This is a genomic window from Leisingera sp., from assembly GCF_982940295.1.
In genome coordinates this window covers 18623-41958 of sequence record NZ_CEYXRG010000025.1, presented here as the reverse complement: position 1 = coordinate 41958, position 23336 = coordinate 18623, and the positions used below count along the sequence as shown (strand labels likewise).

Here is a 23336-nt window from a genome sequence, read left to right as displayed (position 1 = left end):
TTTCGCGATTGCGGCCGTTAACCGTGGCAGTCAGACAAGGTAAAAATGAAGCAACAGAATTAGAAGCTGTCCAGCGACTACTTGGAGGCCAGATGGAACATCAAAACGACATTCGCTTACTGCTGAACGGGCGGGAGCTTTCGGTCAAGGACGTCAAGGCCACCACCACTCTGCTGGATTTCCTGCGGCTGGAGCAGCGCCTGACCGGCACCAAGGAAGGCTGCGCCGAGGGCGACTGCGGCGCCTGCACAGTGCTTGTGGGCCGTCTGCACAATGGCGCGCTGCGCTATGAGGCGGTGAACGCCTGCATCCGCTTCCTGGCATCGCTCAACGGCTGCCACGTGGTGACGGTGGAGCATCTGTCCGGCCCCAAGGGCCGTCTGCACCCGGTGCAGCAGGCAATGGTCGAATACCACGGCAGCCAGTGCGGCTTCTGCACCCCCGGTTTCGTGATGTCGCTTTATGCGCTGTGGATGGAGAACCCGCAGCCGACCGAGACACAGGTTGAGACCGCGGTGCAGGGCAACCTCTGCCGCTGCACCGGCTATGAGCCGATTGTGAAGGCCGCGCTGGCGGTGAACCAGTACGGCACCCCGGCCAATGACTACCTGAACACCGAGCGTGAGAGCCTGACCGCCAGGCTGAAGGCGATCCAGCCGCAGGCCCGCGTTGTGACCGGCCCGGAGGACGACCGCGCCATCCTGCCGCTGGATGCGGCGGATCTGGCAGAAGTGCTGGCAGAGAACCCCAAGGCGACCATTGTTGCCGGCTCCACCGATGTGGGCCTGTGGGTCACCAAGTTCATGAAACCGATCTCTCCGGTGGTGTTTGTCGCCCACCTGGAGGAGCTGAAGGCCATCGAGCTGACGGATGAGGCGCTGACCATCGGTGCCGGCGTTACCTATACCGAGAGCGAAGCGGCGATCCGCGATGCTTTCCCGCATCTGAGCGCCTACTGGGACCGCATCGCCGGCTGGCAGGTGCGCAACATGGGCACCATCGGCGGCAACATCGCCAACGGCTCGCCCATCGGGGATACCCCGCCGGTGCTGATCTCGCTGGGGGCTGAGGTGACGCTGCAGAAGAAGGGCGGTTCGCGCACGCTGCCGCTGGAGGATTTCTTTATCGACTACGGCAAGCAGGACCGCGAGCCGGGTGACTTTGTGGCCTCGATCCGTATCCCGCTGCGCCGCGACGGCCAGATTGATGCTGCCTACAAGATCTCCAAGCGCCGGGACGAGGACATTTCCTCGGTTGCGGCTGGTGTCAGCGTCACCATCAAGGACGGCGTGATTACCGACGCGCGCATCGCATTCGGCGGCATGGCGGCAACGCCCAAGCGCGCCGCCGGTGCCGAGGCGGCGCTGGCGGGCCAGCCCTGGGGTGAGGCCGCGTTTGACGCGGCAGCGGAAGCGGTGAAGCAGGACTTCACCCCCTTGAGCGACTGGCGCGCCTCTGCGGAGTACCGCGCGCTGACGGCCAGCAACCTGCTGCGCCGCTTCTACCTGGAACATGATGCGGGAACCGCCGGTGCTGTCCGGCTGGCCGTCGCCTGAGGAGATTTTGAGATGAAAGACCATCAGACCATCAGCGGCGCCGTGCACCATGACCGCCAGCACGACAGTGCCATCAAGCATGTGACCGGCCGCGCCGAATACACCGACGATATCGCCGAACCCTATGGCACGCTGCACGCCTATCTGGGCGTGTCCACCGTGGCGCACGCCAATATCAAGGGCATTGACCTGTCTGCCGTGCGCGCCGCTCCCGGCGTGGTGGACGTGCTGACAGCCGATGATATCCCCGGCGTCAATGACATCAGCCCCACCGGCAAGCATGACGAGCCGGTCTTCCCGACGGAGAAGGTCGAATTCCACGGCCAGCCTATGTTTGCGGTGATCGCCGAAACCCGCGATGCCGCCCGCCGTGCGGCTGAGCTGGCGCAGGTCGATTACGAGGTTCTGCCGCACGCGCTGGACCCGGTCCAGGCGCAGGAAGCCGGCTATCCGATGATCACCGACCCGCTGAAGCTGGAGCGCGGCGATGTGGAGGCCGGACGCAAGGGCGCTGCACACCGCATCCAGGCCCAGATGACCGTCGGCGGCCAGGACCACATGTATCTGGAGGGGCACATCGCCTTTGCCATCCCCGGCGAAGATGAAGATGTGACCGTGCATTGCTCCACCCAGCACCCGAGCGAGGCGCAGCATATGGTGGCGCATGTTCTGGGCGTGTCGAACAACGCGGTCACCGTCAACGTGCGCCGGATGGGCGGCGGCTTTGGCGGCAAGGAAAGCCAGATGAACCTGTTCTGCGCGGTGGCTGCGATTGCCGCGAAGAAGCATAACCGCCCGGTGAAGATCCGCCCGGACCGCGATCAGGACATGACCGCCACCGGCAAGCGCCATGACTTCGTAATCGACTATGACGTGGCCTTTGACGGCGACGGCCGCATCCAGGCGGTCGAGGGCGGCTTTGCCGCGCGCTGCGGCTATTCCTCGGACCTGTCGGGGCCGGTCACCGACCGCGCGCTGTTCCATGCGGATAACGCTTATTTCTATCCGAACGTGCTGCTGAAAAGCCGCCCGATGAAGACCAACACGGTTTCGAACACCGCCTTCCGCGGCTTTGGCGGCCCGCAGGGTGTGGTCGCGGCAGAGCGGATGATCGAAGAAATCGCCTATGCACTCGGCAAGGACCCTCTGGATGTGCGCAAGGCCAACTTCTATGGCGAGGAAGGCCGCGACCTGACGCCCTACCACCAGAAGGTTGAGGACAATATCCTCGACCGGCTGATCGGGGAGCTGGAGGAAAACGCCGAGTACCGCAAGCGCCGGGAAGAGATCATCGCCTTCAACAAGGAGTCGAAGATCATCAAGAAGGGCATTGCGCTCACGCCGGTGAAATTCGGCATCTCCTTCACCGCGACCTGGTACAATCAGGCGGGCTCGCTGATCCACGTCTACAATGACGGCTCGATCCACCTGAACCACGGCGGCACCGAGATGGGGCAGGGCCTCAACACCAAGGTGGCGCAGGTTGTGGCCGATGCCTTCCAGGTGGATTTCGAGCGCATCAAGATCACCAAGACCACCACCGAGAAGGTGCCGAACACCTCTGCCACCGCGGCCTCGTCGGGTTCGGACCTCAATGGCATGGCGGCGCTGGATGCGGCGGAGCAGATCATTGCCCGGCTGACCAAATTCGCGGCTGAGAAACACGGCGTGTCCGAGGCGGAAGTCGAATTCCTGCCCAACCGCGTGCGCGTCGGCAGCGAGGTCATCCCCTTTGATACGCTGGTGAAAGAGGCCTATATGGCCCGCGTCCACCTGTCGGCGGCGGGGTTCTACAAGACGCCGGAAATCCACTGGGACCGCGCGGCGGGCAAGGGGCAGCCCTTCTTCTACTACGCCTATGGCGCGTCCTGCTCGGAAGTGTCCGTCGACACGCTGACCGGCGAATACCGGGTGGAGCGCACCGACATCCTGCATGACGTGGGCCGCTCGCTGAACCCGATCCTGGACAAGGGCCAGGTGGAGGGCGCGTTCATTCAGGGCATGGGGTGGCTGACCACCGAGGAACTGTGGTGGGACGGCGAAGGCCGCCTGCGCACCCATGCGCCCTCGACCTACAAGATCCCGCTGGCGTCTGACCGGCCGCGCATCTTCAACACGCAGCTGGCCGAATGGTCGGTGAACAAGAAGCGCACCATCAAACGGTCCAAGGCCGTGGGCGAGCCGCCCTTCATGCTGGGCATCTCGGTGTTCGAGGCGCTGTCGATGGCGGTTGCAAGCACCGCGAACTACAAGGTCTGCCCGCGCCTGGATGCACCGGCCACGCCGGAGCGCGTGCTGATGGCGATCGAAACCCTCAAGGGGCAGGGCTGAGCCATGACCCGCCGCCTCTCCCTCCAGGACTTTCTGGCCAGCCACACACATGTGGTGCAGGTCGCGCTGACCCGCGTTCGCGGTTCCTCCCCGCGCGAAACCGGGACCTGCATGTTTGTGGCGGCAGAAGGCCTGTGGGGGACCATTGGCGGCGGCCAGCTGGAATACATCGCCATCGACCACGCCCGGCGGATGCTGAAGCAGGATGTGATCAGCGACACGCTGGATGTGCCGCTGGGGCCGGAGATCGGCCAGTGCTGCGGCGGGCGGGTGGAGATGTCGCTGGCGCAGATGCGCCAGGCCGACCGCGACGCCGCCCTGGCCCGCCAGCAGGCCGAGGAACAGGCGCTGCCGCATGTCTATGTGATGGGGGCGGGCCACGTGGGCCGCGCCCTGGCGGATCTGTTCCAGCATATGCCGGTGCGCTGCATTCTGATTGACCAGCGCGCCGAAGAATTAGCCTTATGCAACGCGGATGTGGAAATCCGCCAAAGTGCAATTCCCGAGATCGATATCGCCGCCGCGCCTGCGGGCAGCGCGTTCATCGTTCTCACCCATGATCATGCGCTCGACTTCCTGCTTGCCTCCGCTGCCCTGCAGCGCGGCGATGCTGGATACGTGGGCCTGATCGGATCGGCCACCAAGCGGGAGAAATTCCGCCGCTGGTGCCGGGACCATTGCGACGGTCTGGGAACCGACCGTCTCATCTGCCCCATCGGGGCAGGCGGCAGCCGCGACAAGCGGCCCAGCGTCATCGCGGCCTTCGTGGCGGCGGAAGTGATCGCTGATTTGACCTCTGAAACTGCCGCGTCCGCTCCATCACGGAGCACAGACCTGCCTGAAACGGGCAAGCAACCGGACGCAGAGGGAGACACGGCTGGAGCAATCAGCCGGTAAGGACTGCGTCCTCTGATAGGAGGAGGCCGCCATGACCACAGGGCGGAGCTATACGTACAAACTGTTCGCGCGGAATGACTTCAGTGCATTCTGGGCGCTGTTCACCGACAACCTGATCAACCTGATCGTGCTTTCAGGCATCTGTCAGTTTGTGTTCAACATGCCCGCGGACATCGTGTTCGGCCGCATCGTGCCCGGCGCCGCAGTGGCGATCCTGGCCGGTATCGCGGTTTACACCTGGCTGGCCAAACACACCGCCGAGAAAGAAGGGCGCGACGTGACCGCGCTGCCCTATGGCATCTCGACCCCGGTTATGTTCGTCTATCTGTTCGGGGTGATCGGGCCGATCTACTGGTCCACCAATGACGCCATGCTGGCCTGGCAGGTGGGCATCGGCGCGGGCTTCATGGGCGGTATCGTCGCCGCGATGGGCGCCATCGTCGGCCCCTGGCTCAAGCGGGTGACCCCGCGCGCCGGTATGCTGGGCACCTTGTGCGGTATTGCGCTGGTGTTCATCGGCACCGTACCGCTGGCGACGATCTTTGAAAACCCCTTCATAGGCTTTGCCTCGATGATCATCATCCTGTGGGGCCTGGTCGGCCGCCACCGGCTGCCGTTCAACATTCCCGCCGGTCTGCTGGCGCTGATCGTCGGTACCGTTGTGGCGCTTGGCATGGGCGAGGCTTCGGTGTCGCTTGACGGTGTGGGTGTCTATCTGCCGGTCCCCTATTTCGGTGACCTGATTGCAGGTATCCAGCATCTGTTCGCCAACCCGGAGCTGTTCCTTGTCCTGGTGCCGGTGCAGATCTACAACTTCATTGAAACCATGAACAACGTCGAAAGCGCCGAAGCGGCTGGCGACCACTATCCGGTGGGCCTGTGCCAGGTGACCGATGGTGTCGGCACCATGATCGGTGCGGTCTTCGGCTCGCCGTTCCCGACCACCGCCTATATCGGCCACCCGGCCTACAAGCGGATGGGCGCGCGCTCGGGCTATATCATCGGTGTTGGCCTGGTGATCCCCTTTGCCGCCTTCTTTGGCCTGCTGGCGTTCCTCAATAACCTGATCCCCGTGGCCGCTGCCGCGCCGGTGCTGGTGTTCGTGGCGCTGAGCCTGGTGACCAATACCGCGCATTCGGTGAAGACCGACCACATCGCCGCGGTGACAATCGCGATGATGCCGCATGTCTCTGCCTTCCTGGTGATCAAATGGGGCGCACTGGCTGGCGCATTGGGTGCACTGGGTGCCACCGGCATGGCGCAGCTGGGCGATCCGGAGCTGACCGCGGCGCTGCTGCAGCAGGGCGCGCATTACGAAGGCCATCTGGCGCTCAGCCAGGGTGCCATCCTGACCGGCCTGATCTGGGGCGCCATCGTGGCCAGCGTGATCGACGGCGACTTCCGCAACGCGGGCGGCTTTGCCCTGGCGGCGGCGGTGATGTCGCTGGTCGGCGTGATCCACTCTGCCAGCCTGCATTGGCCGGAGTTCAACGGCATCGCCCTGGGCTACCTGATCGCGGCCGGCTTCCTGTTCATCTACCCGATCTTCCACAAGGCGGATGAGCATGAGGAAGAGCCGGAGGACGGTGTGAAACCCCATGTGCCGCACCTGCCGGCGGGCGAATAATCCCAAGTGAAGAGGGGCAGGGGGCCGCGCGTCCCCTGCCTGCGAACCAAGGACATCAAAGACATGACATCGAAACAGACGCTGCTGCGCGGGCGGGTGCTTTCCTTCACCGCCGAGCCGCAAGGCCCCGAGGACACCAGCGCCTATGAGTTCATCGAGGACGGCGCGCTGCTGGTCGCGGACGGCATGATCCTGGCCAAGGGCAGCTATGGCGACCTCGCCCAGCAGGCGGCAGGCGCCGAGGTGATCGACCACCGCCCGAACATCCTGATGGCCGGCTTCATCGACACCCACCTGCATTTCCCGCAGGTGCAGGTGATCGCCTCCTGGGGATCGCAGCTCTTGGAATGGCTGAACAACTATACTTTCCCCGAGGAGGTCCGTTTCGCCGACGCAGGCCACAGTGCCGAGATGGCCGGGCATTTCTTCGACCTGCTGACCGAGCATGGCACCACCACCGCCGTCGCCTATTGCTCGGTCCACAAAACCTCCGCCGAGGCCTATTTCAGCGAGGCCGCCCGCCGCAACATGCGGATGATCGGCGGCAAAGTGCTGATGGACCGCAACGCGCCTGAAGGCCTGCTGGACACGCCGGTCAGCGGTTACGACGACACCAAGGAGCTGATTGCGAAATACCACGGCAAGGGCCGCGGCATGTATGCAATCACCCCCCGCTTTGCCATCACCTCCACCCCCGGTCAGATGGAAATGGCCGGCGCGCTGGTGAAAGAGCACCCGGACTGCTACGTACAGACCCACCTGTCGGAAAACCATGACGAGATCGCCTTTACCGCCGAGCTCTACCCGCAGACGCGCGACTATCTGGATGTCTACCAGTCCTATGGGCTGCTGACCGAAAAGATGCTGCTCGGCCACTCGATCCACCTGCAGCCGCGCGAGATTGATGCGCTGGCGGAGACCCAGGCCAAGCCGGTGTTCTGCCCGACCTCCAACCTGTTCCTGGGCAGCGGGTTGTTTGACGACGCCGGCCTGCGCAGCCGCAGCATCACCAATGCGATTGCCACCGACATCGGGGCCGGCACCAGCTATTCCATGCTGCAGACCCTGAACGAGGGCTACAAGGTGCTGCAGCTGCAGAACCAGAAGCTGCACCCGCTGCGCGCCTTCCACTGGATCACCCGCGGCAATGCGGTGGCGCTGGGGCTGGAGGACAAGATCGGCACGCTGGAAGCAGGCACTGAGGCCGATATCGTGGTGCTCGATTCCCGCGCCACGCCGGCGATGGACCTGCGGATGCAGCGGGCCGAGACCCTGTCGGAAGAGCTGTTTATCCTGCAGACCCTCGGCGACGACCGCTCCATCGCGCAGACCTATGCGGCTGGCAAGCCGATGAAGACGGCGCCATAAAGACGGCGCCCTCAAAAACCGCCGCGCCGGGCTGGGTTTCCTGGCTGCGGCGGATCCCGGTGCCGCGGCGGGCTAGAATGCGAATTTCACTTCGGCCCGCAGGCCCGGTTTTGCATCGGACAGGTGCAGCCCGGCCCCGTGCAGGCTGGCAATCGCCGCCACCAGGCTCAGGCCCAGGCCGCTGCCCGGCGTGGTCCGGCTCCGCTCCAGCCGGTAGAGGCGGCGCAGCACCTTCTGGCGCTCCGCCTCCGGGATGCCGGGGCCGTGATCGCGCACGCACAGCACCGCCGCCGCCCCGTCCCGGCGCAGCGACAGGCTGATGGCGGTGCCTTCGGGGGTATGCCGCAGCGCATTTTCAATGAGGTTGGCCAGCAGCTGGCCGAGCAAGGCGCGGTCGCCTGTGACGGTGACCGGCGCATCCGGCAGGCTGAGACTGAGAGTCCGGTTCTGCTCCTCTGCCGCCGGCCCATAGATCTCGGCAAAGGTGGCGGCAACTTCGCACAGATCCACCGCCTCGAACCGTGACCTCGGCGTGCCGTCCTCCAGCTGGGCGATCTGCAGCAGCGCCTGGAAGGTGCTGGTGATGCCGCGGGTCTCCTCCAGCGCCTTGTCCGCCAGCACCTGAGCCTCTTGCGGCAGGTCCGGCACCTCCTGCAGGCGGGCGAGCTGCACCGCCACCCGCTGGATCGGGGTTTTCAGGTCATGCGCGATGTCCGCCGAGACCTGCCGCAGCGCCTCGGTCGCCTGCTGCTGCGCCTGCGCCATGCGGTTCACGCTGCGGCCGATGCGGCTGATATCGCCGTGCGTCTGCCCGCTCTCCGGCACCCGCGCGCCAAGGTCGCCGGAAGTGAGCGCCGACAGCGTGCGCTCAATCCCCCGCAAGGAACGGGCCGACCGGCGCGCCAGCAGCACCCCGCCCAGCATCGCCAGGGCCGTCGCGGGCAGCAGGCTGAACAGGAACACCCACAGGAACGTCTGGCGCAGGTCGTCCAGCGGTTTGGCGCTTTGCGCCACGGTCAGCAGGCCGCCGTGGATGTATTCGCTGAGCGAGATGAAGCGGCCGGAAATCTCCACCGGTTCCGGCCCCAGCGCCACCACCCGGAACCCCTCCTGCTGCTGCATGATCGCCGCATTGCCCGCCACCACCCGCCCGCCGGGGCGGCGGTAGCTGAGCAGGCGGCGCTGCGGGTCGGTCTCGCGGGTTTCGGCATTGACCAGCGCCGCCAGCGCCGCGGCGGAGGGTGTGGCGCGAAAGCCTGCCATGTCCTGGGTCAGGCTCTGCTCGATCGCCTGCCGCTGGGCGCCGTGGGCCACGTAATAGGTGATCCCGAGGCTGATCGAACTGGCAGCAACAAACAGCAGCGACAGCCACAGCGACTGCCGCATCGGCGAGGAGCGCAGCAGCACCCGCGCCCGGCGGAGGAGGTCAGCCGGCAATCCGGTACCCCGCGCCGCGCACGGTTTCGATCAGTTCGCTGTCAAAGGGCTTGTCGACCTTGGCGCGCAGGCGGGAGATATGGGTCTCCACCACATTGGTCTGCGGGTCAAAGCTGATGTCCCAGACCGCCTCCAGCAGCATGGTGCGGGTCTGCACCCGGCCTTTGCGGCGCAACAGATGCTCCAGCAGGCGGAATTCACGCGGCAGCAGCTCGATCTCCTGGTCCGCGCGGATCACCTTGCGGCGGATCAGATCCATCTCCAGATCGCCCGCCCGCAGCACCGTCTCCTGCTCCTGCAGGCCCGGGCGGCGGGCCAGAGCGGCGACGCGGGCGGCCAGCTCGCCAAAGGCAAAGGGCTTGACCAGGTAGTCATCCGCCCCGGCCTCCAGCCCCTCGATCCGGTCATTCACGCCGCTCAGCGCCGTCAGCATAATGGCGGGCGTGCGCACGCCGGCGCCACGCAGGGTCTTGATCAGGCTCAGCCCGTCCAGGCCGGGCAGCATCCTGTCGATGATCAGCACGTCATAATCCGCCGCCGTGGCCTGCAGCAGGCCCTCGCGCCCGTCGGTGACGAGATCGGCGGTATGCCCTTCCTCGCGCAGCCCGGCCTGCACATAGGGGCCGGTGGTAGCGTCATCTTCGATCACCAGGATTTTCAAAGCCTTCTCCCGTGTTTCAACCGTGCCGCTAATACTCCCGAACGCGGCTCTGCGCACATTACAGATCTGTATAGAAGGCGTCAGGCGGTTGAAATCCAAGCCTTCCATCTGGCTTGCATCACTTCAACGCAAGGAGACGAAGATGTCCAATCCTGCTACCGCCCCCAAGAGATTTGCCTTTGGCCTGACCGCAGCCGCCTCGGCTGCCGCGATGCTTGCGCTGGACCCGGCCCCTGCGCTTGCGGTGCCTGCCGGCGGCTATGCCGATCTGGTCGAGACCGTCGCGCCCGCCGTCGTCTATGTCGAGGTCACCGGCAAGGCGCAGCCCGTGTCCGACCGGCAGGCGATGCCGAACGACCAGTTCATGGAAGACTTCATGCGCCGCTTCGGCGGCCGCCTGCCGCAGCAGCCGGAAAGCCGCCCGATGAAGGGCGCCGGCTCCGGCTTTGTGATTGCCGAAGAGGGGCTGATTGTCACCAACAACCACGTGATCGATAACGCCCAGACGGTGACCGTTACCCTGGCCGATGGCAGCGTGCATGACGCCACCGTCGTCGGCACCGACCCGCTGACCGATATCGCCTTGCTTAAGGTGGACGCGGACACGCCGCTGCCGGTGGTGGAGTTCGGCTCCTCCGAAGAGCTGCGGGTCGGTGATGAGGTGCTTGCCATGGGCAGCCCGTTCGGCCTGTCGGGCACGGTGACCTCGGGCATCGTTTCAGCCACCTCGCGCAACATCAACTCCGGGCCGTTTGACGACTTCATCCAGACCGATGCGGCGATCAACCGGGGCAACTCCGGCGGGCCGTTGTTCAATGCCGAAGGCGAGGTCGTGGGGGTCAACACCGCGATCTATTCGCCCGGCGGCGGCTCGGTCGGGATCGGCTTTGCGGTGCCCTCGGACATGGTGCAGAAGATCGTTGCCGACCTGGAAGATGACGGCGAGATCACCCGCGGCTGGCTGGGTGTGCAGATCAAGCCTCTGTCGGAGGACGCCGCCAATGTGCTGGGCCGCGAAGCTGGCAAGGGCGTGGTGATCGAAGGCGTGGAGGCGGACAGCCCGGCGGCCAAGGCGGGTCTGAAACCCGGGGATGTGGTACTTCGCTTTGGCGGTGCCGAGGTTGATGAGCTGCGCGACCTGACCGCTGCGGTTGCGATGAACGCCCCGGGTGAGGCCGCGCAGATCGAGGTGCTGCGCCAAGGCAAGGAGCTCACGCTGGACGTGACCCTGGGCGACCGCTCCGGCCAGGACGCCTGATCTGAACGCTTGCCGTCGCACGCCCTTCACTCCTGCCGGGAAACCGGCGGGAGTGACCGCATTTGATGCACGGGGCGGCCGCCTGGCACTGCCGTTCCGGCACGATCCCATATTTACCATAATGTTGATTACACAGATCAGCCACGCCCGCGGGGCAGCGTACGAATACGCGGTGTGCCCCGCCCCCATCAATAATTGACAAAATTTGTAAATTATCTTACCCGGCCCGCTCGAAGGAGTTCCGGATGTTTTTTGACCTCGAAAATTTGCGCGCTTTTGGCCCTCGGGTTTGCCTTTCGGCGGCGGACGGAACCCGCCTGTCCTATGCCGCCTTGGCCGATGCCGCCGCACAGTTTGCCGCCCTGCTGCCGCAGGACCGGCGGCTGATCGCGGTCGAGGCTGCACCAGATCCCGAGGCCATCACCGCCTATCTTGGCGCCCTCGCTGCGGGCCATGCGGTGATGCCGCTGCCCGAGGGCGACGAGGCGACGGCTGTCCGGCTGGAGGAACGCTTCCGCCCCGCCGCCAGTTTCCGCCGCATTGGCGGCAGCTGGCAGCTGCTGGGCCATGCGCATGAACCAGCCGCCATCCATCCGGAGCTGGCGCTGCTCCTGCAAACCTCCGGCAGCACCGGCCATGGCCGCGGCGTGCGGCTGTCCGGCACCGCCGTGGATGCCAATGCCCGCGCCATCGCGGAATACCTCCAGATCCAGCCCAAAGACCGTGCCGCGCTGATCCTGCCGCTGCATTATTCCTACGGTCTCTCAGTGCTGCACTCGCATCTGGCGGCCGGCGCCAGCCTCTGGCTCGCCCCTGGCTCGGTGCTGGACGCCGGTTTTTCCGATGCGCTGGAGGCCTCGGGCGCCACCAGCCTGGCCGGCGTGCCGCATCACTTCCGCCTGCTGGAGAGCGCGGGCCTGTCTCATGCCTTGCCGGAAAGCATCAAGACCCTGACAGTCGCGGGCGGTGCCATGGAGCCGGACCAGGTCCGCGCCTGGGCCAGCCGGATGCAGGCGCGTGCCGGGCGGTTCTTTGTCATGTACGGCCAGACAGAGGCCACCGCCCGGATCAGCTATCTGCCACCGGAGCTGGCTCTGGATAATCCGGGCGCCGCGGGCCGTGCGATCCCCGGCGGAAACTTGTTCCTGCGCGATGCCGGCGGCACGGAAATCACCGCGCCCGAGGGCGAAGGCGAGCTGATCTACCAGGGTCCGAACGTGATGATGGGCTATGCCGAAGACCACTCCGATCTTGCCAAGGGTCCGGAACTCAGCGAGCTGGCCACCGGCGACCTGGCCCGGCGCGATGCAAACGGTCTCTATCACATCACCGGGCGGCTTTCGCGCATGTCCAAGGTTGCCGGCCTGCGCATCGGCCATGACGCCATCGAGCGCGCGCTGGCCGCCCAAGGGTATGAAGCTGCGGTCTGGGGCGATGACACCCGCATCTCCATTGCTATCTGCGGGGCGGAGGATGGCATAGCCGCGCTGGCCGCCAAGCTGACCGGCGTCGGCCAGCAGCATTTCACGGTGATCCCGCGTAGGTCCCTGCCCCGGCGCGCCAATGGCAAGATCGACTATCCGGCGCTCAAGGCGCAATCCGCCAAACCCAAGCCCGCCAAGGGAGTGCTCGCTGCCTATCAGGCCGCCTTTGCGCCGCAGACCGTGGGCCGCAATGACAGTTTCGCCTCGCTCGGCGGCGACTCCTTGCGCCATGTGGAGCTGTCGCTGGCGCTCGACGAGGCCCTGGGCGGCGCCCCCGCCGGCTGGGAAGAGATGCAGATCAAGGATCTGGAACAGGCCACCCCGGCACCCGCCGCCAGCCTGCCCTTTGACCTGGTGGCCCGGGTGGTTGCCATCCTAGCGGTGGTGGTCGCGCATCAGACCTTCTGGCCGGTCTACGGCGGTGCCGCGGCGATGGTGATCCTGATGGGGATGAGCGTTGCCGGCTTCCGCTGGCAGGCATTGAAATCCGGCGACATGCGCAGTTTCTTCAAACCCGTGGCCGCGGTGCTCATCCCCTATTACCTGATCCTGGCGGGATACGCAGTGGCCTGGGAGCAGGTGCCCTGGGCCTCGGTCTTCCTGGCGGGCAACTTTGCCCTGACCACGCCCGAAACCCATCTGATGCTGCCGTATCTTTACTGGTTCATCGAGGCCTATCTGCAGATGACCCTGCTGGTGGCGCTGCCCTTTGCGCTGCCGCCGGTGCGGCGCTGGCTGGTGCGCCAGGGCGCCTTCCGCGCGGGCCTGTGCTTACTGGCGTTTGCCGTTGCCGTCCGCCTGATCGCACCGGAAGTCTGGCAGATCGGCGGGCGGGGGCAGTTCACCGTGCCTTGGGTGTTCTACCTCTTTGCCCTCGGCTGGTGCATCACTGCGGCAAGCACGCTGGGACAGCGGCTGCTGGTGCTGGCGGCGGCCTGCGTGATCATGCCCGCAGCGGCCTATCTGGGCGGCAACTGGTATGGCGGCTGGATCAAATACATGTGGCTCCTGGTGCTGATCGCCGGGCTGCTGTTCATCACCCGCCTGCCGGTGCCGCGGCTTGCCGCCCGCCCGCTGATGCGGCTGGCGCAGGCGGCCTTCCCGATCTACCTGCTGCACCGGTTTGTGCCGGAGCTGCTGATGCCGATGATCGGGCTGGAGGGCCGCAGCCCGCTGAACGATGCGCTGGCGATCTTTGGCGGCATCGCCCTGGGCCTCGCTGCAGCTGCCCTGCAGCGCCAGCTGGTGCAGGCCTGGTCCAGCGCCCGCTCGCGCCGTCAAATGGCAATGGCGCAGGCCTAGGCCAGCGCCGCCACCGCCCGGCCGATCCGGGCCAGCGCCTCGCGCAGCTCCGCTTCGGAGGTCGCGTAGGAAATCCGGAAATAGGGCGAAATGCCAAAGGCGCGGCCCGGAACCACCGCCACATGGTGCTGGTCCAGCAGATAAGCGCAGAAATCCGCGTCCGTCTCCAGCACCCTGCCCTCCGGCGTGTGCTTGCCCAAGAGCCCTGCGCAACTGGCAAAGGTATAGAACGCGCCCTCCGGCACCGGGCAGCTGATGCCTTCCATGCCATTGAGCGCCTCCACCACCAGATCGCGCCGCGCCTGAAAACTGGCCCGCCGCTCTGCCAGCACCTCCTGCGGTCCGTTCAGCGCCGCCGCCGCGGCTGCCTGCGAAATCGACGAGGGATGCGAGGTCGACTGCGACTGCACTACCTTCATCGCGTCGATCAGCGCCTTCGGCCCGCCCGCATAGCCCAGCCGCCAGCCGGTCATCGCATAGGCCTTGGAGACGCCATTGACGGTCAGCACCCGCTCCTTCAGCCGTGGCTCCACTTGCGCGGGTGTTGCGAATTCGAACCCGCCATAAGTTATGTGTTCATACATGTCATCGGCCATCAGCCAGACGTCCGGGTATCGCAGCAGCACCTCCAGCAGCGGACGGTAGTCCTCCGCGCTGTAACCCGCCCCGGCGGGGTTTGAAGGTGAATTCAGCAGCAGCCAGCGGGTGCGCGGGCTGATCGCTGCCTCCAGCTTCTCCGCCGTCAGCCGGAAGCCAGTGTCATCCCCGCAGGGCACCAGCACCGGCTCGCCGCCGGCAATGCGGATGATGTCGGAATAGGAGGTCCAATAGGGCGTGGGCACAATCACCTCATCGCCGGGGTTGAGGCTGGCCATGAAAGCATCAAACAGGATCTCTTTGGCCCCGGTGCCCGCAATGATTTCATCCAGCGCGTAGTCCAGCCCGTTGTCGCGCTGGAACTTCGCCTGGGTTGCCTGCCGCAGCGCCAGCGTGCCGCCGAGCGGGGTGTATTTCGTCTCCCCCGCCCGCATCGCCGCGGCGGCGGCCTCCTTGATGTGATCCGGTGTGCCGAAGTCCGGCTCTCCCGCGCCCAGGATGATCACCGGCGCGCCCTGCCGCTTCATCTCTGCCGCCTTGGCGCCGATGGTCAGGATTTCGGATACTTCGAGCGGGTCAAGACGGCTGGCGCGGCGGAATTGGGCCATGGCAAAGGCTCCCTGCTGGTTTGCTTCGCCAGCTAGCATGGAGCGAATGCCGTTCTCCGGAAAACCAGCCCTTTGCGACCCGACCTATTCCGGTTTGGCATCTATCGCCGAGGGCGGCGCCCGTCCGCGGGCGGAAGCGAAGCGCCCGCCGCCGTTTTGCCGGAGGCAAACCTTCGGTTTGACGGGGCGGACGGGCGCTGCCCGGCCTGTCGGCCGGGCGAAACACTTCAATCCGGCCTTGTCCGCAATTGCTTGCGCATCCAGGCTTCCAGCTTCTGCACCGCCTCCGGCACCACCCCGTGCGGGCGCACCAGGTAATAGCGCTTGCGCGACTCCAGCGCGGGCCCCGGTATGCGCAGCAGAACCCCTGCCGCAATCTCCCGCGCCACCATGTCATAGGGAACGATTGCCGCCCCCAGCCCCGCCGCCGCCGCCGCAATCACCATTGAGTGCTGGTCGAAATAGCGCCCGTCCTGCCGCGGCGCGCCGGCCAGCCCGGCCCGCTCGAACCATTCCGCCCAGGACCCCGCCCGGCTCTCCAGATGCAACAGCGGAGCCTGTGCCAGATTGGCGGCCAGCTCAAGCTGATGGGCGGCATAGAAGCCGGGCGCGCAGACCGGCACCATCTCCTCGCCGAACAGCGGCGCCATATGGGTGCCGGGCCAGTTGTCCAGCCCGTAATGCACCGCCAGGTCGAAGTTTTCCCGGGCAAAATCAAACGGCTCCAGCCGGGTGGAGAAGCTCAGCTCCACCTCCGGATGGCGCTGAAAGAAATCCGGCAGCCGCGGGATCAGCCACAGGTTGGCGAAGGCCGGCAGCACCGCAATCCGCAGGGCCGAGCGCCCGGCCCCGGCGGCGGCGGCCTTTTGCAAGGTTGCGCGCAGCCCCGCCAGATCCAGCTCCAGATCCGCCGCCAGCCCCTGCCCCGCAGGCGTCAGCACCACGCCGCGCCCGGCCCGCTGGAACAGGTCGAAGCCAAGGTCCGCCTCCAGCTCCTTCACCTTCTTGCTGACGGCGCTTTGGGTCAGCCCCAGCTCCTCGCCCGCAGCGGTGAAACTCTGGTGCCGTGCAGCGCTCTCGAAGCAGCGCAGATGTGTCAGGCTCGGCAGGCGCATCTCAATTCTCCTTCAGCTGCGACAACAGCCATTCGCGGAACTTGATCAGCGGATACTCCTCCGCCTGATCCGCAGGCCAGACCAGGAAATACTCGCCCAGGCTCACCGCCGCGCCCTCCATCGCCAGCGCCAGCCGCCCTTGCGCGATCTCGTTCTCCGCCAGGAAATCCGGCAGCAAGGCCACCCCCAGCCCATGCACCGCCCCCTGTGTCATGGCGGAAGACTGGTCAAACAGCATCCCCCGCAGTTTCGCAGCCGGCACATCATGCAAATGAAACCACTGCTCCCAGCAGTCGGGATGGGTTTCCAGGTGCAGCAGCGGAAACTTCAGCAGCTCCGCCGGGCGGGAAACCGGCCCGTCCATCAGCCCCGGCGCGCAGACCGGCAGCACATGTTTCGGCATCAGGGGCAGATACTCCACCCCCGGCCAGTCCCGCGTGCCGTAGTGGATCGCCGCCTGCGCCGTCCCCGCGTCAAAGCTGAACGGCAGATTGTGGGTGCGCAGGTTCACCGTGATCCCGGGATGCGCCGCGGCAAACTCCCTCAGCCGCGGCGCCAGCCAATGCAGGCCAAAGGACGGCAGGATCGACAGGGTGAAACTGCCGCCGTCCGGATTGGCCCTGAGCTTGACCGAGGCCTGCGCAAGCCGGGTCAGGATCGCACGCGCCTCCTTGGCAAAGCCGGTCCCCGCCGGCGTCAACTGCATCCGCATCTGGTCGCGAGCAATCAGATCCACCCCCATCTGCTCCTCCAGCTGCTTCAGCTGGCGGCTGATGGCGCTTTGCGTCAGCGACAGATCCTCCGCCGCCGCAGAGGCGCTGCCGAGCCGGTCCACCGCCTCCAGCGCCAGCAGAGAGGGGATTGAGGGCAGGAAACGGCGCGGCGCAATCATATGATCTTAACTCATGGGTGCAGGATTTACTTTCATTAGCAATCCGGCCCGCAAGGTGCAATTTCTTTATCAGACCTATGCCCGGCGGGACATTCCGGGAGATCACCCTAAAGTTTTCCTCATGCCCCGCCCTCGCACCGAAAGGACGCTCAAATGCCCCATTCCGACATCCTCGCCGCTGCCGGCCTGACCCAAGCCGAGCTGAACGGCGGCAGCCTGACCGTCACCACGCCGGTGGACGGCAGCGAAATTGCCCGGCTCAAGACCCACAGCACCGCCGAGGCCGAAGCGCAGATCGCCGCCGCCAAACAGGCCTTCAAATCCTGGCGCCTGGTCCCCGCCCCCCGCCGCGGCGAGCTGGTGCGCCTGCTGGGCGACGAGCTGCGCAAGGAAAAGGAAAACCTGGGCCGTCTCGTCACCCTGGAATGCGGCAAGATCTACCAGGAGGGGCTTGGCGAAGTGCAGGAGATGATTGACATCTGCGACTTTGCGGTGGGCCTGTCGCGCCAGCTTTACGGCCTCACCATCGCCTCGGAACGCCCCGGCCACGCGATGCGCGAAACCTGGCACCCGATGGGCACCTGCGGCATCATCACCGCCTTCAACTTCCCGGTCGCGCCCTGGTGCTGGAACGCGGCGCTGGCGCTGGTCTGCGGCGATCCGGTGATCTGGAAGCCGTCGGAGAAGACCCCGCTCACCGCACTTGCCGTGCAGAAAATCTGCGAGCGCGCCATGGCGGCCTTTGGCGGGGACGCGCCTGAGGGCCTGATCCAGGTGCTGATCGGCGAGCGTGATCTGGGCGAGGCGCTGACCGCCTCCAAGGACGTTGCCATCATCTCCGCCACCGGCTCGGTGCCGATGGGCAAGGCGGTTGCGGCCGATATGTCCAAACGCCTGGGCCGCACCATTCTGGAGCTTGGCGGCAACAACGCGATGATCGTCGCGCCGTCGGCCGATCTGGAAATGGCCCTGCGCGCCATCGTGTTCTCCGCCGTCGGCACCGCCGGCCAGCGCTGCACCTCCCTGCGCCGCCTGATCGTGCATGAAGACATCTATGACCGGCTGATCCCGCGCCTGATCAAAGCTTATGAGGGCCTGCCCATCGGCGACCCGCTGGCCGACGGCACCCTGGTCGGCCCGCTGATCGACCGCCAAGCCATGGACGCGATGCTGCGGGCGCTGGAGCGCGCCCAGGACGAAGGCGGCACCGTGCACGGCGGCGGCCGCGCATTGACGGACAGCTTCGCCAACGCGGCCTATGTGCATCCCGCCATCGTTGAGATGCCCGCCCAAACGAAGATCATGCACACCGAAACCTTCGCCCCGATCCTCTATGTGGTGAAATACGCTGACCTGGATCAAGCCATTGAAATGCAGAACGAAGTGCCGCAAGGCTTGTCTTCCTGCATCTTCTCCACCGACGTGCGCGAAACCGAATATTTCCTCTCGGCAGCGGGCTCCGACTGCGGTATTGCCAACGTGAACATCGGCCCCTCCGGCGCTGAAATCGGCGGCGCTTTCGGGGGCGAGAAGGAGACGGGCGGCGGCCGCGAAAGCGGCTCCGACGCCTGGAAAGGGTACATGCGCCGGCAGACCAACACCGTGAACTACTCACGCGAGCTGCCGCTTGCTCAGGGGATCAAGTTTGACATCTGATCTGGCGTCCAGCCTCTGGCACCAAACCTGCCAGGAAAACCCCGCCTTCCCGGAATTTTCCGGGGAGGCAGCGGCCGATCTGGTTGTGATCGGCGGCGGCTACACCGGCTGCGCGGCAGCTTTGAAAGCCGCAGAATTCGGCGCCTCGGTCCGCCTGATCGAGGCAGACGTGATCGGCTGCGGCGGCTCCGGCCGCAACGTGGGTCTGGCCAACGCGGGCCTTTGGCTGCCGCCCGAGGACATCAACGCCGCGCTGGGGCCGGAGACCGGCAGCCGCCTCTCCTCCCTGCTGGCGGGCGCCCCCGGGTTGGTGTTCTCGCTGATCGAAAAACACGCCATCCACTGCGAGCCGGAGCGCAGCGGCACCCTGCATTGCGCCCATGCGCCCGGCGGCCTGAAAGACCTGCAGCGCCGCCACGCCCAGCTCACCGCCATCGGCGCGCCGGTGGAGCTGCTCTCCCGCGAGGAAGCCATTCAGCGCACCGGCTCCGAAGCCGTGCACGGCGCCCTGTTCGATCCGCGCGCCGGGACCATCCAGCCGCTGGCCTATGTGCGCGGCCTCGCCCGTGCGGCAGCGGCAGCCGGTGCGCAGCTGCACAGCGGCACGCCTGCCACCAGCATCGCCCGCAATGGCAGCGGCTGGCAGGTCACCACCCCCAAGGGCAGCCTGCGCGCGAAACACCTGATCATGGCGACCAACGCCTATGCCCGCGAAATCACCGGCTATGACGCGCCGCAAGTGATCCCGGTGCATTATTTCCAGGCCGCCACCGATCCGCTGCCCGCACCCCTTCTGGAGAAGATCCTGCCGGGCAAGGAAGGCTGCTGGGACACCGCGCTGGTCATGTCGTCGTGGCGGCTGGATCAGGCCGGGCGGCTGATAATCGGCGGCATGGGTGCCCTCAACCACCTCGGCAGCGCCCTGCACCGCAGCTGGCTGCCCCGCAAGCTGGCCGCGCTATACCCCGAATTGAAGGATGCGAGGCTCCACAGCCACTGGCACGGCCGCATCGCCATGACCACCGAGCACCTGCCCAAGATCCTGGACCTGGACGGCGGCTTCGCCTGCTTCGGCTACTCCGGCCGCGGTATCGGGCCCGGCACCCTGTTCGGCACCGCCATGGCAGAGGCGCTGTTGAGCGGCGACCAATCGCGCCTGCCGGTGCCGCCGGTGCGCGATCACGCGATCCCCTTTGCGGGCCTGCGCAGTGCCTACTACGAGACCGGCGCCACGCTCACCCACTTGATCAGCGACCGATGAAAAAAGCGGGCCGAATGGCCCGCCCTACCCTCATTCGCAGCCGGCAATCGCCGTCCCGATCTCCTGCAGCAGCGCCGGGTAGAACTGCGGCCCCGGCTCCAGCTTGGCGCCCAGCGGATCCAGCACCGCAGTGCCTGCACCGGTGCCGTCCAGCACGGTGGCAACCACGCCCGGATTGAACTGCGGCTCCGAGAACACGCAGGACACTTTCAGATCAGCCACCACGTCACGCACCTCGGCAATCCGCGCCGGGCTCGGCTTGGCGGCATCGCTGATCGAAATCGCACCCGCGGCGTTCAGGCCAAATCCGCGCTCGAAATACTGGTAGGCATCGTGGAACACGATGAACTGCTTGGCCCGGAACGGTTCAAGCTGTGCCGAAACGCTGGCCACGGCCTCTGCAATCTCCTGCTTGCCGGCTTCGGCATTGGCCTTGTAGGCGGCAGCATTGTCCGGGTCATGCTCTGCCAGTCCTTCGGCGATCACATCCAGCCAGGCCTGGGCATTGGCCGGCAGCAGCCAGGCATGCGGATCGGCGCCCTCGTGGCGGTGGCCATCCGCATCCGTGTGGTCCTCATGATCATCATGGTCCGCGTGCCCCTCATGACCTTCGGCGTGTTCTTCATGACCGTGGCCGTCGTGATCATCATGGCTGGCATGCTCGTCGTGACCATGGTCATCGTGGCCCTCATGGTCCGCGTGGCCGTCATGATCTTCGTGCTCGCCGTGGCCCGCATGATCATCATGCCCATGCGCCTCGAACCGTGCGCCTTCGCGGAACGGCAGCACTGTTGTGCCCTCGGCTTCCAGCAACTCAACCCGGTGCGCGCCGCCGGCCAGCTCTTCCAGCGGCCCTTCCAGCCAAGGGGTCAGCGCCTCACCCAGCCAGAACACCACATCCGCCTGATCCAGCGCCCGCGCCTCAGAAGGGCGCATCGAGTAGCCATGCGGCGAAGCGCCGGGCGGCACCACCAGCGCAGGCTCGCCCAGCCCCTGCATCACCCGGGCCACAAGACCATGAACCGGCGGAATGTCCGCCGCGACCTTGGGCGCCTCCGCCCAGGCAGCCCCTGTTCCTGCCATCAGCGCAGCCACTGCTACCGCGTTCCGCATGTCATCCTCCGATGTAACTTTATAACATTCGCCCGGGTTGATAAACGTCATAACATTACATATCAAGAGCCAATCCTGCCCGCGCCCGGAGACCCCGCCTCATGGATTCCATTGGTTTTGAACCGCACGATCACGCCAGCTGCATTCAAGACGGCATCGCCGCCGTGGATGCCTATTGCCGCGCCAACGGCCTGCAATTCACCCCCGTGCGCCGCCGGGTGCTGGAGATCCTGCTGCAGGAGCACCGCGCGCTGGGAGCTTACGAAATCCTCGACCGCCTGCGCGAGGAGGGCCTGGGCTCGCAGCCGCCCGTCGCCTACAGAGCCTTGGATTTCCTGGTGAAAAACGGGTTCGCCCATAAGATCGAGCGGCTCAATGCTTTCATTGCCTGCTCCCACCCCGGCGAGACCCACGCGCCAGTCTTCCTGATCTGCCGCGCCTGCGATGCGGTGGCCGAGGCGCAGCGCGAACCCACTCAGGGCCAGCTGGGCCAGGCTGCCCGCGACGCCGGTTTTGTGATCGAGCGCGCGGTGATCGAGGCCGAGGGCCTCTGCCCCAAATGCCAGGAGGACGCCGCCGCATGAGCTTGATTGCTCTCGATAACCTGACGGTCCGGCACGGCGGCAATACAGTCCTGTCCGGCGTCAGCCTGGCGATCGAACCGGGTGAAATCGTCACTGTGGTCGGCCCCAACGGGTCCGGCAAGTCCACCCTGCTGCGCAGCGTCATCGGCGCGCAGAAACCGTCGCGCGGAGCCGTCCGGCGCGCAACCGGACTGCGGATCGGCTATGTGCCGCAAAAGCTGCATATCGACCCGACTCTGCCGCTGACCGTGCGCCGCTTCCTCAGCCTGCCGGAACGGGTATCCGACACCCGCGCCGCGGAGGCGCTGGAGCAGGCCGGCGCCGGTGATCTGGCGGCGCGGCAGATGTCAGGCCTGTCCGGCGGCCAGTTCCAGCGGGTGCTGCTGGCCCGCGCCCTGCTCAGCAATCCCCAGCTGCTGATCCTCGATGAGGCCACCCAAGGGCTGGACCAACCCGGCTCCGCCGCCTTTTACCAGCGCATCGAAAAGGTCCGTCAGGACCTGGGCTGCGCGGTGCTGATGGTCAGCCACGAACTGCATGTGGTGATGGCAGCCTCTGACCGGGTGATCTGCCTCAACGGCCACGTCTGCTGTGAGGGCGCGCCGGAGCATGTCGCCACCGCCCCGGAATACCGCGCCCTGTTCGGCACCGGCACCCAAGGTGCGCTGGCGCTCTACCGGCATGAGCATAATCACAGCCACGATCACGACTGCGCCCACAACCACCATCACGAGGCGGCGGAATGACCCTGCTTGACGACTTCCTGATCCGCGCCGCGCTGGCGGGCATCGGCGTGGCGCTGGCCGCCGCGCCCTTGGGCTGTTTCGTGGTCTGGCGCCGGATGGCCTATTTCGGCGACGCCACCGCCCATGCCTCAATCCTCGGCGTGGCGCTGGCGCTCAGCTTTGATGTTTCGGTGTTTGCCGGGGTGCTGGCCACGGCGCTGGCTATGGCCACCACCGTCTCGGCGCTGGCCGGACGCGGCTATGCGATGGACACTTTGCTGGGCGTGCTGGCGCATTCCTCGCTCGCCTTCGGTCTGGTCGCGGTCTCCTTTCTGCAAGGGGTGCGGATCGACCTGATGGCCTATCTGTTCGGCGATATCCTGGCCGTGGGCCGCGCCGACCTGGCGGTGATCTGGGGCGGCGCGGCACTGGTGCTGGCCCTCCTGTGGTGGCGCTGGTCCGCCTTGCTAACCGCGACGCTGAACCCCGACCTCGCCCATGCCGCCGGCATTGATCCCCGGCGCGAGCAGATGGTGCTCACCATCGCGCTGGCGCTGGTGGTGGCGGTCGCAATCAAGGTGGTGGGGGTGCTGCTGATTGCGGCGATGCTGCTGATCCCGGCCGCAGCCGCCCGCCCCTTTGCCGCCACCCCGGAGCGGATGGCCGCCATCGCCGCGCTGCTGGGGATGCTGGCCGCCACCGGCGGTCTGCAGCTGGCGTTTGTGCTGGACACGCCCGCCGGACCCAGCATTGTCTGCCTGGCCGCGGCGCTGTTTGCCGCCTCCAGCCTGACCGGACTGCTGCTGCAGCGCCGCGGGGGCTGATGCCACCGGCACCCGCAGTTGCTGTCTTGAGGTAGAAACC

Annotated in this window: 18 protein-coding genes; 12 read left to right on the top strand and 6 right to left on the bottom strand. The window is 66.3% G+C overall.

Features of this window, described 5'->3' with window-relative positions; genetic code table 11:
• Positions 1–92 precede the first annotated feature (92 nt).
• From xdhA to guaD, 5 genes are all read left to right on the top strand, one after another.
• A complete protein-coding gene (gene xdhA, locus AC4HIX_RS18390) occupies positions 93–1556 on the top strand; it encodes a xanthine dehydrogenase small subunit (RefSeq protein WP_490400035.1) in 1464 nt (487 codons plus the stop codon).
• A 12-nt stretch (positions 1557–1568) separates the two neighbouring features.
• Complete coding sequence (gene xdhB, locus AC4HIX_RS18385; protein ID WP_490400034.1) at positions 1569–3887, top strand: xanthine dehydrogenase molybdopterin binding subunit; 2319 nt, start codon at positions 1569–1571, stop codon at positions 3885–3887.
• Between the two features lie 3 nt (positions 3888–3890).
• On the top strand, positions 3891–4784 hold the full coding sequence (gene xdhC / locus AC4HIX_RS18380) for a xanthine dehydrogenase accessory protein XdhC (protein ID WP_490400033.1): 894 nt from the start codon (positions 3891–3893) through the stop codon (positions 4782–4784).
• 31 nt (positions 4785–4815) lie between these two features.
• Positions 4816–6411: a xanthine/uracil/vitamin C permease gene (locus AC4HIX_RS18375; protein ID WP_490400032.1), complete on the top strand. Its 1596-nt coding sequence runs from the start codon at positions 4816–4818 to the stop codon at positions 6409–6411.
• 63 nt (positions 6412–6474) lie between these two features.
• Positions 6475–7779 carry a guanine deaminase gene (gene guaD, locus AC4HIX_RS18370; protein WP_490400031.1) on the top strand — a complete coding sequence of 435 codons (1305 nt, stop codon included), beginning with the start codon at positions 6475–6477 and terminating at the stop codon, positions 7777–7779.
• A 72-nt stretch (positions 7780–7851) separates the two neighbouring features.
• Here guaD and AC4HIX_RS18365 read toward each other — a convergent pair whose 3' ends face one another.
• Both AC4HIX_RS18365 and AC4HIX_RS18360 read right to left on the bottom strand, forming a co-directional pair.
• Positions 7852–9216, bottom strand: a complete 1365-nt coding sequence (locus AC4HIX_RS18365; protein WP_490400030.1) for a sensor histidine kinase — start codon at positions 9214–9216, stop codon at positions 7852–7854.
• Positions 9206–9877 (bottom strand): winged helix-turn-helix domain-containing protein, encoded by a 672-nt coding sequence (locus AC4HIX_RS18360; protein ID WP_490400029.1) that lies wholly within the window; start codon positions 9875–9877, stop codon positions 9206–9208. Before AC4HIX_RS18360 ends, AC4HIX_RS18365 begins: the two co-directional genes overlap by 11 nt.
• 142 nt (positions 9878–10019) lie before the next feature.
• On the opposite strand from AC4HIX_RS18360, the gene AC4HIX_RS18355 reads away from it, so the two are divergent.
• Complete coding sequence (locus AC4HIX_RS18355) at positions 10020–11135, top strand: Do family serine endopeptidase (RefSeq protein WP_490400028.1); 1116 nt, start codon at positions 10020–10022, stop codon at positions 11133–11135.
• Positions 11136–11380: 245 nt separating this feature from the next.
• Positions 11381–13921, top strand: a complete 2541-nt coding sequence (locus AC4HIX_RS18350; protein ID WP_490400027.1) for an AMP-binding protein — start codon at positions 11381–11383, stop codon at positions 13919–13921.
• Here AC4HIX_RS18350 and AC4HIX_RS18345 read toward each other — a convergent pair.
• The 3 genes from AC4HIX_RS18345 to AC4HIX_RS18335 all read right to left on the bottom strand — a co-directional run bounded on the left by AC4HIX_RS18345 (position 13918) and on the right by AC4HIX_RS18335 (position 17133).
• Positions 13918–15126 (bottom strand): pyridoxal phosphate-dependent aminotransferase, encoded by a 1209-nt coding sequence (locus AC4HIX_RS18345; protein WP_490400026.1) that lies wholly within the window; start codon positions 15124–15126, stop codon positions 13918–13920. The genes AC4HIX_RS18350 and AC4HIX_RS18345 overlap by 4 nt on opposite strands.
• 227 nt (positions 15127–15353) lie before the next feature.
• Positions 15354–16241 (bottom strand): LysR substrate-binding domain-containing protein, encoded by an 888-nt coding sequence (locus AC4HIX_RS18340; protein ID WP_490400025.1) that lies wholly within the window; start codon positions 16239–16241, stop codon positions 15354–15356.
• Position 16242: 1 nt separating this feature from the next.
• Entirely contained in the window at positions 16243–17133 is an 891-nt protein-coding gene (locus AC4HIX_RS18335) for a LysR substrate-binding domain-containing protein (protein WP_490400024.1), read from the bottom strand.
• Positions 17134–17286: 153 nt separating this feature from the next.
• On the opposite strand from AC4HIX_RS18335, the gene amaB reads away from it, so the two are divergent.
• The gene (gene amaB / locus AC4HIX_RS18330) at positions 17287–18789 is read left to right on the top strand and encodes an L-piperidine-6-carboxylate dehydrogenase (RefSeq protein ID WP_490400023.1); all 1503 of its coding nucleotides are present in this window, start codon (positions 17287–17289) and stop codon (positions 18787–18789) included.
• Entirely contained in the window at positions 18779–20050 is a 1272-nt protein-coding gene (locus AC4HIX_RS18325) for an NAD(P)/FAD-dependent oxidoreductase (RefSeq protein ID WP_490400022.1), read from the top strand. Before amaB ends, AC4HIX_RS18325 begins: the two co-directional genes overlap by 11 nt.
• Positions 20051–20080: 30 nt before the next feature.
• Here the strand turns inward: AC4HIX_RS18325 and AC4HIX_RS18320 are convergent, their stop codons facing one another.
• On the bottom strand, positions 20081–21163 hold the full coding sequence (locus tag AC4HIX_RS18320) for a zinc ABC transporter substrate-binding protein (protein WP_490400021.1): 1083 nt from the start codon (positions 21161–21163) through the stop codon (positions 20081–20083).
• Positions 21164–21264: 101 nt separating this feature from the next.
• Here AC4HIX_RS18320 and AC4HIX_RS18315 point away from each other — a divergent pair, with 101 nt between their 5' ends.
• Genes AC4HIX_RS18315 through AC4HIX_RS18305 form a run of 3 tightly spaced genes read left to right on the top strand, consistent with a single transcriptional unit; the run spans position 21265 to position 23296 of the window.
• On the top strand, positions 21265–21747 hold the full coding sequence (locus AC4HIX_RS18315) for a Fur family transcriptional regulator (protein WP_475054595.1): 483 nt from the start codon (positions 21265–21267) through the stop codon (positions 21745–21747).
• Entirely contained in the window at positions 21744–22493 is a 750-nt protein-coding gene (locus tag AC4HIX_RS18310) for an ATP-binding cassette domain-containing protein (protein ID WP_490400020.1), read from the top strand. Before AC4HIX_RS18315 ends, AC4HIX_RS18310 begins: the two co-directional genes overlap by 4 nt.
• Positions 22490–23296, top strand: coding sequence for a metal ABC transporter permease (locus AC4HIX_RS18305; RefSeq protein WP_490400019.1), 807 nt, complete (start codon positions 22490–22492; stop codon positions 23294–23296). Before AC4HIX_RS18310 ends, AC4HIX_RS18305 begins: the two co-directional genes overlap by 4 nt.
• Positions 23297–23336: the final 40 nt, after the last annotated feature.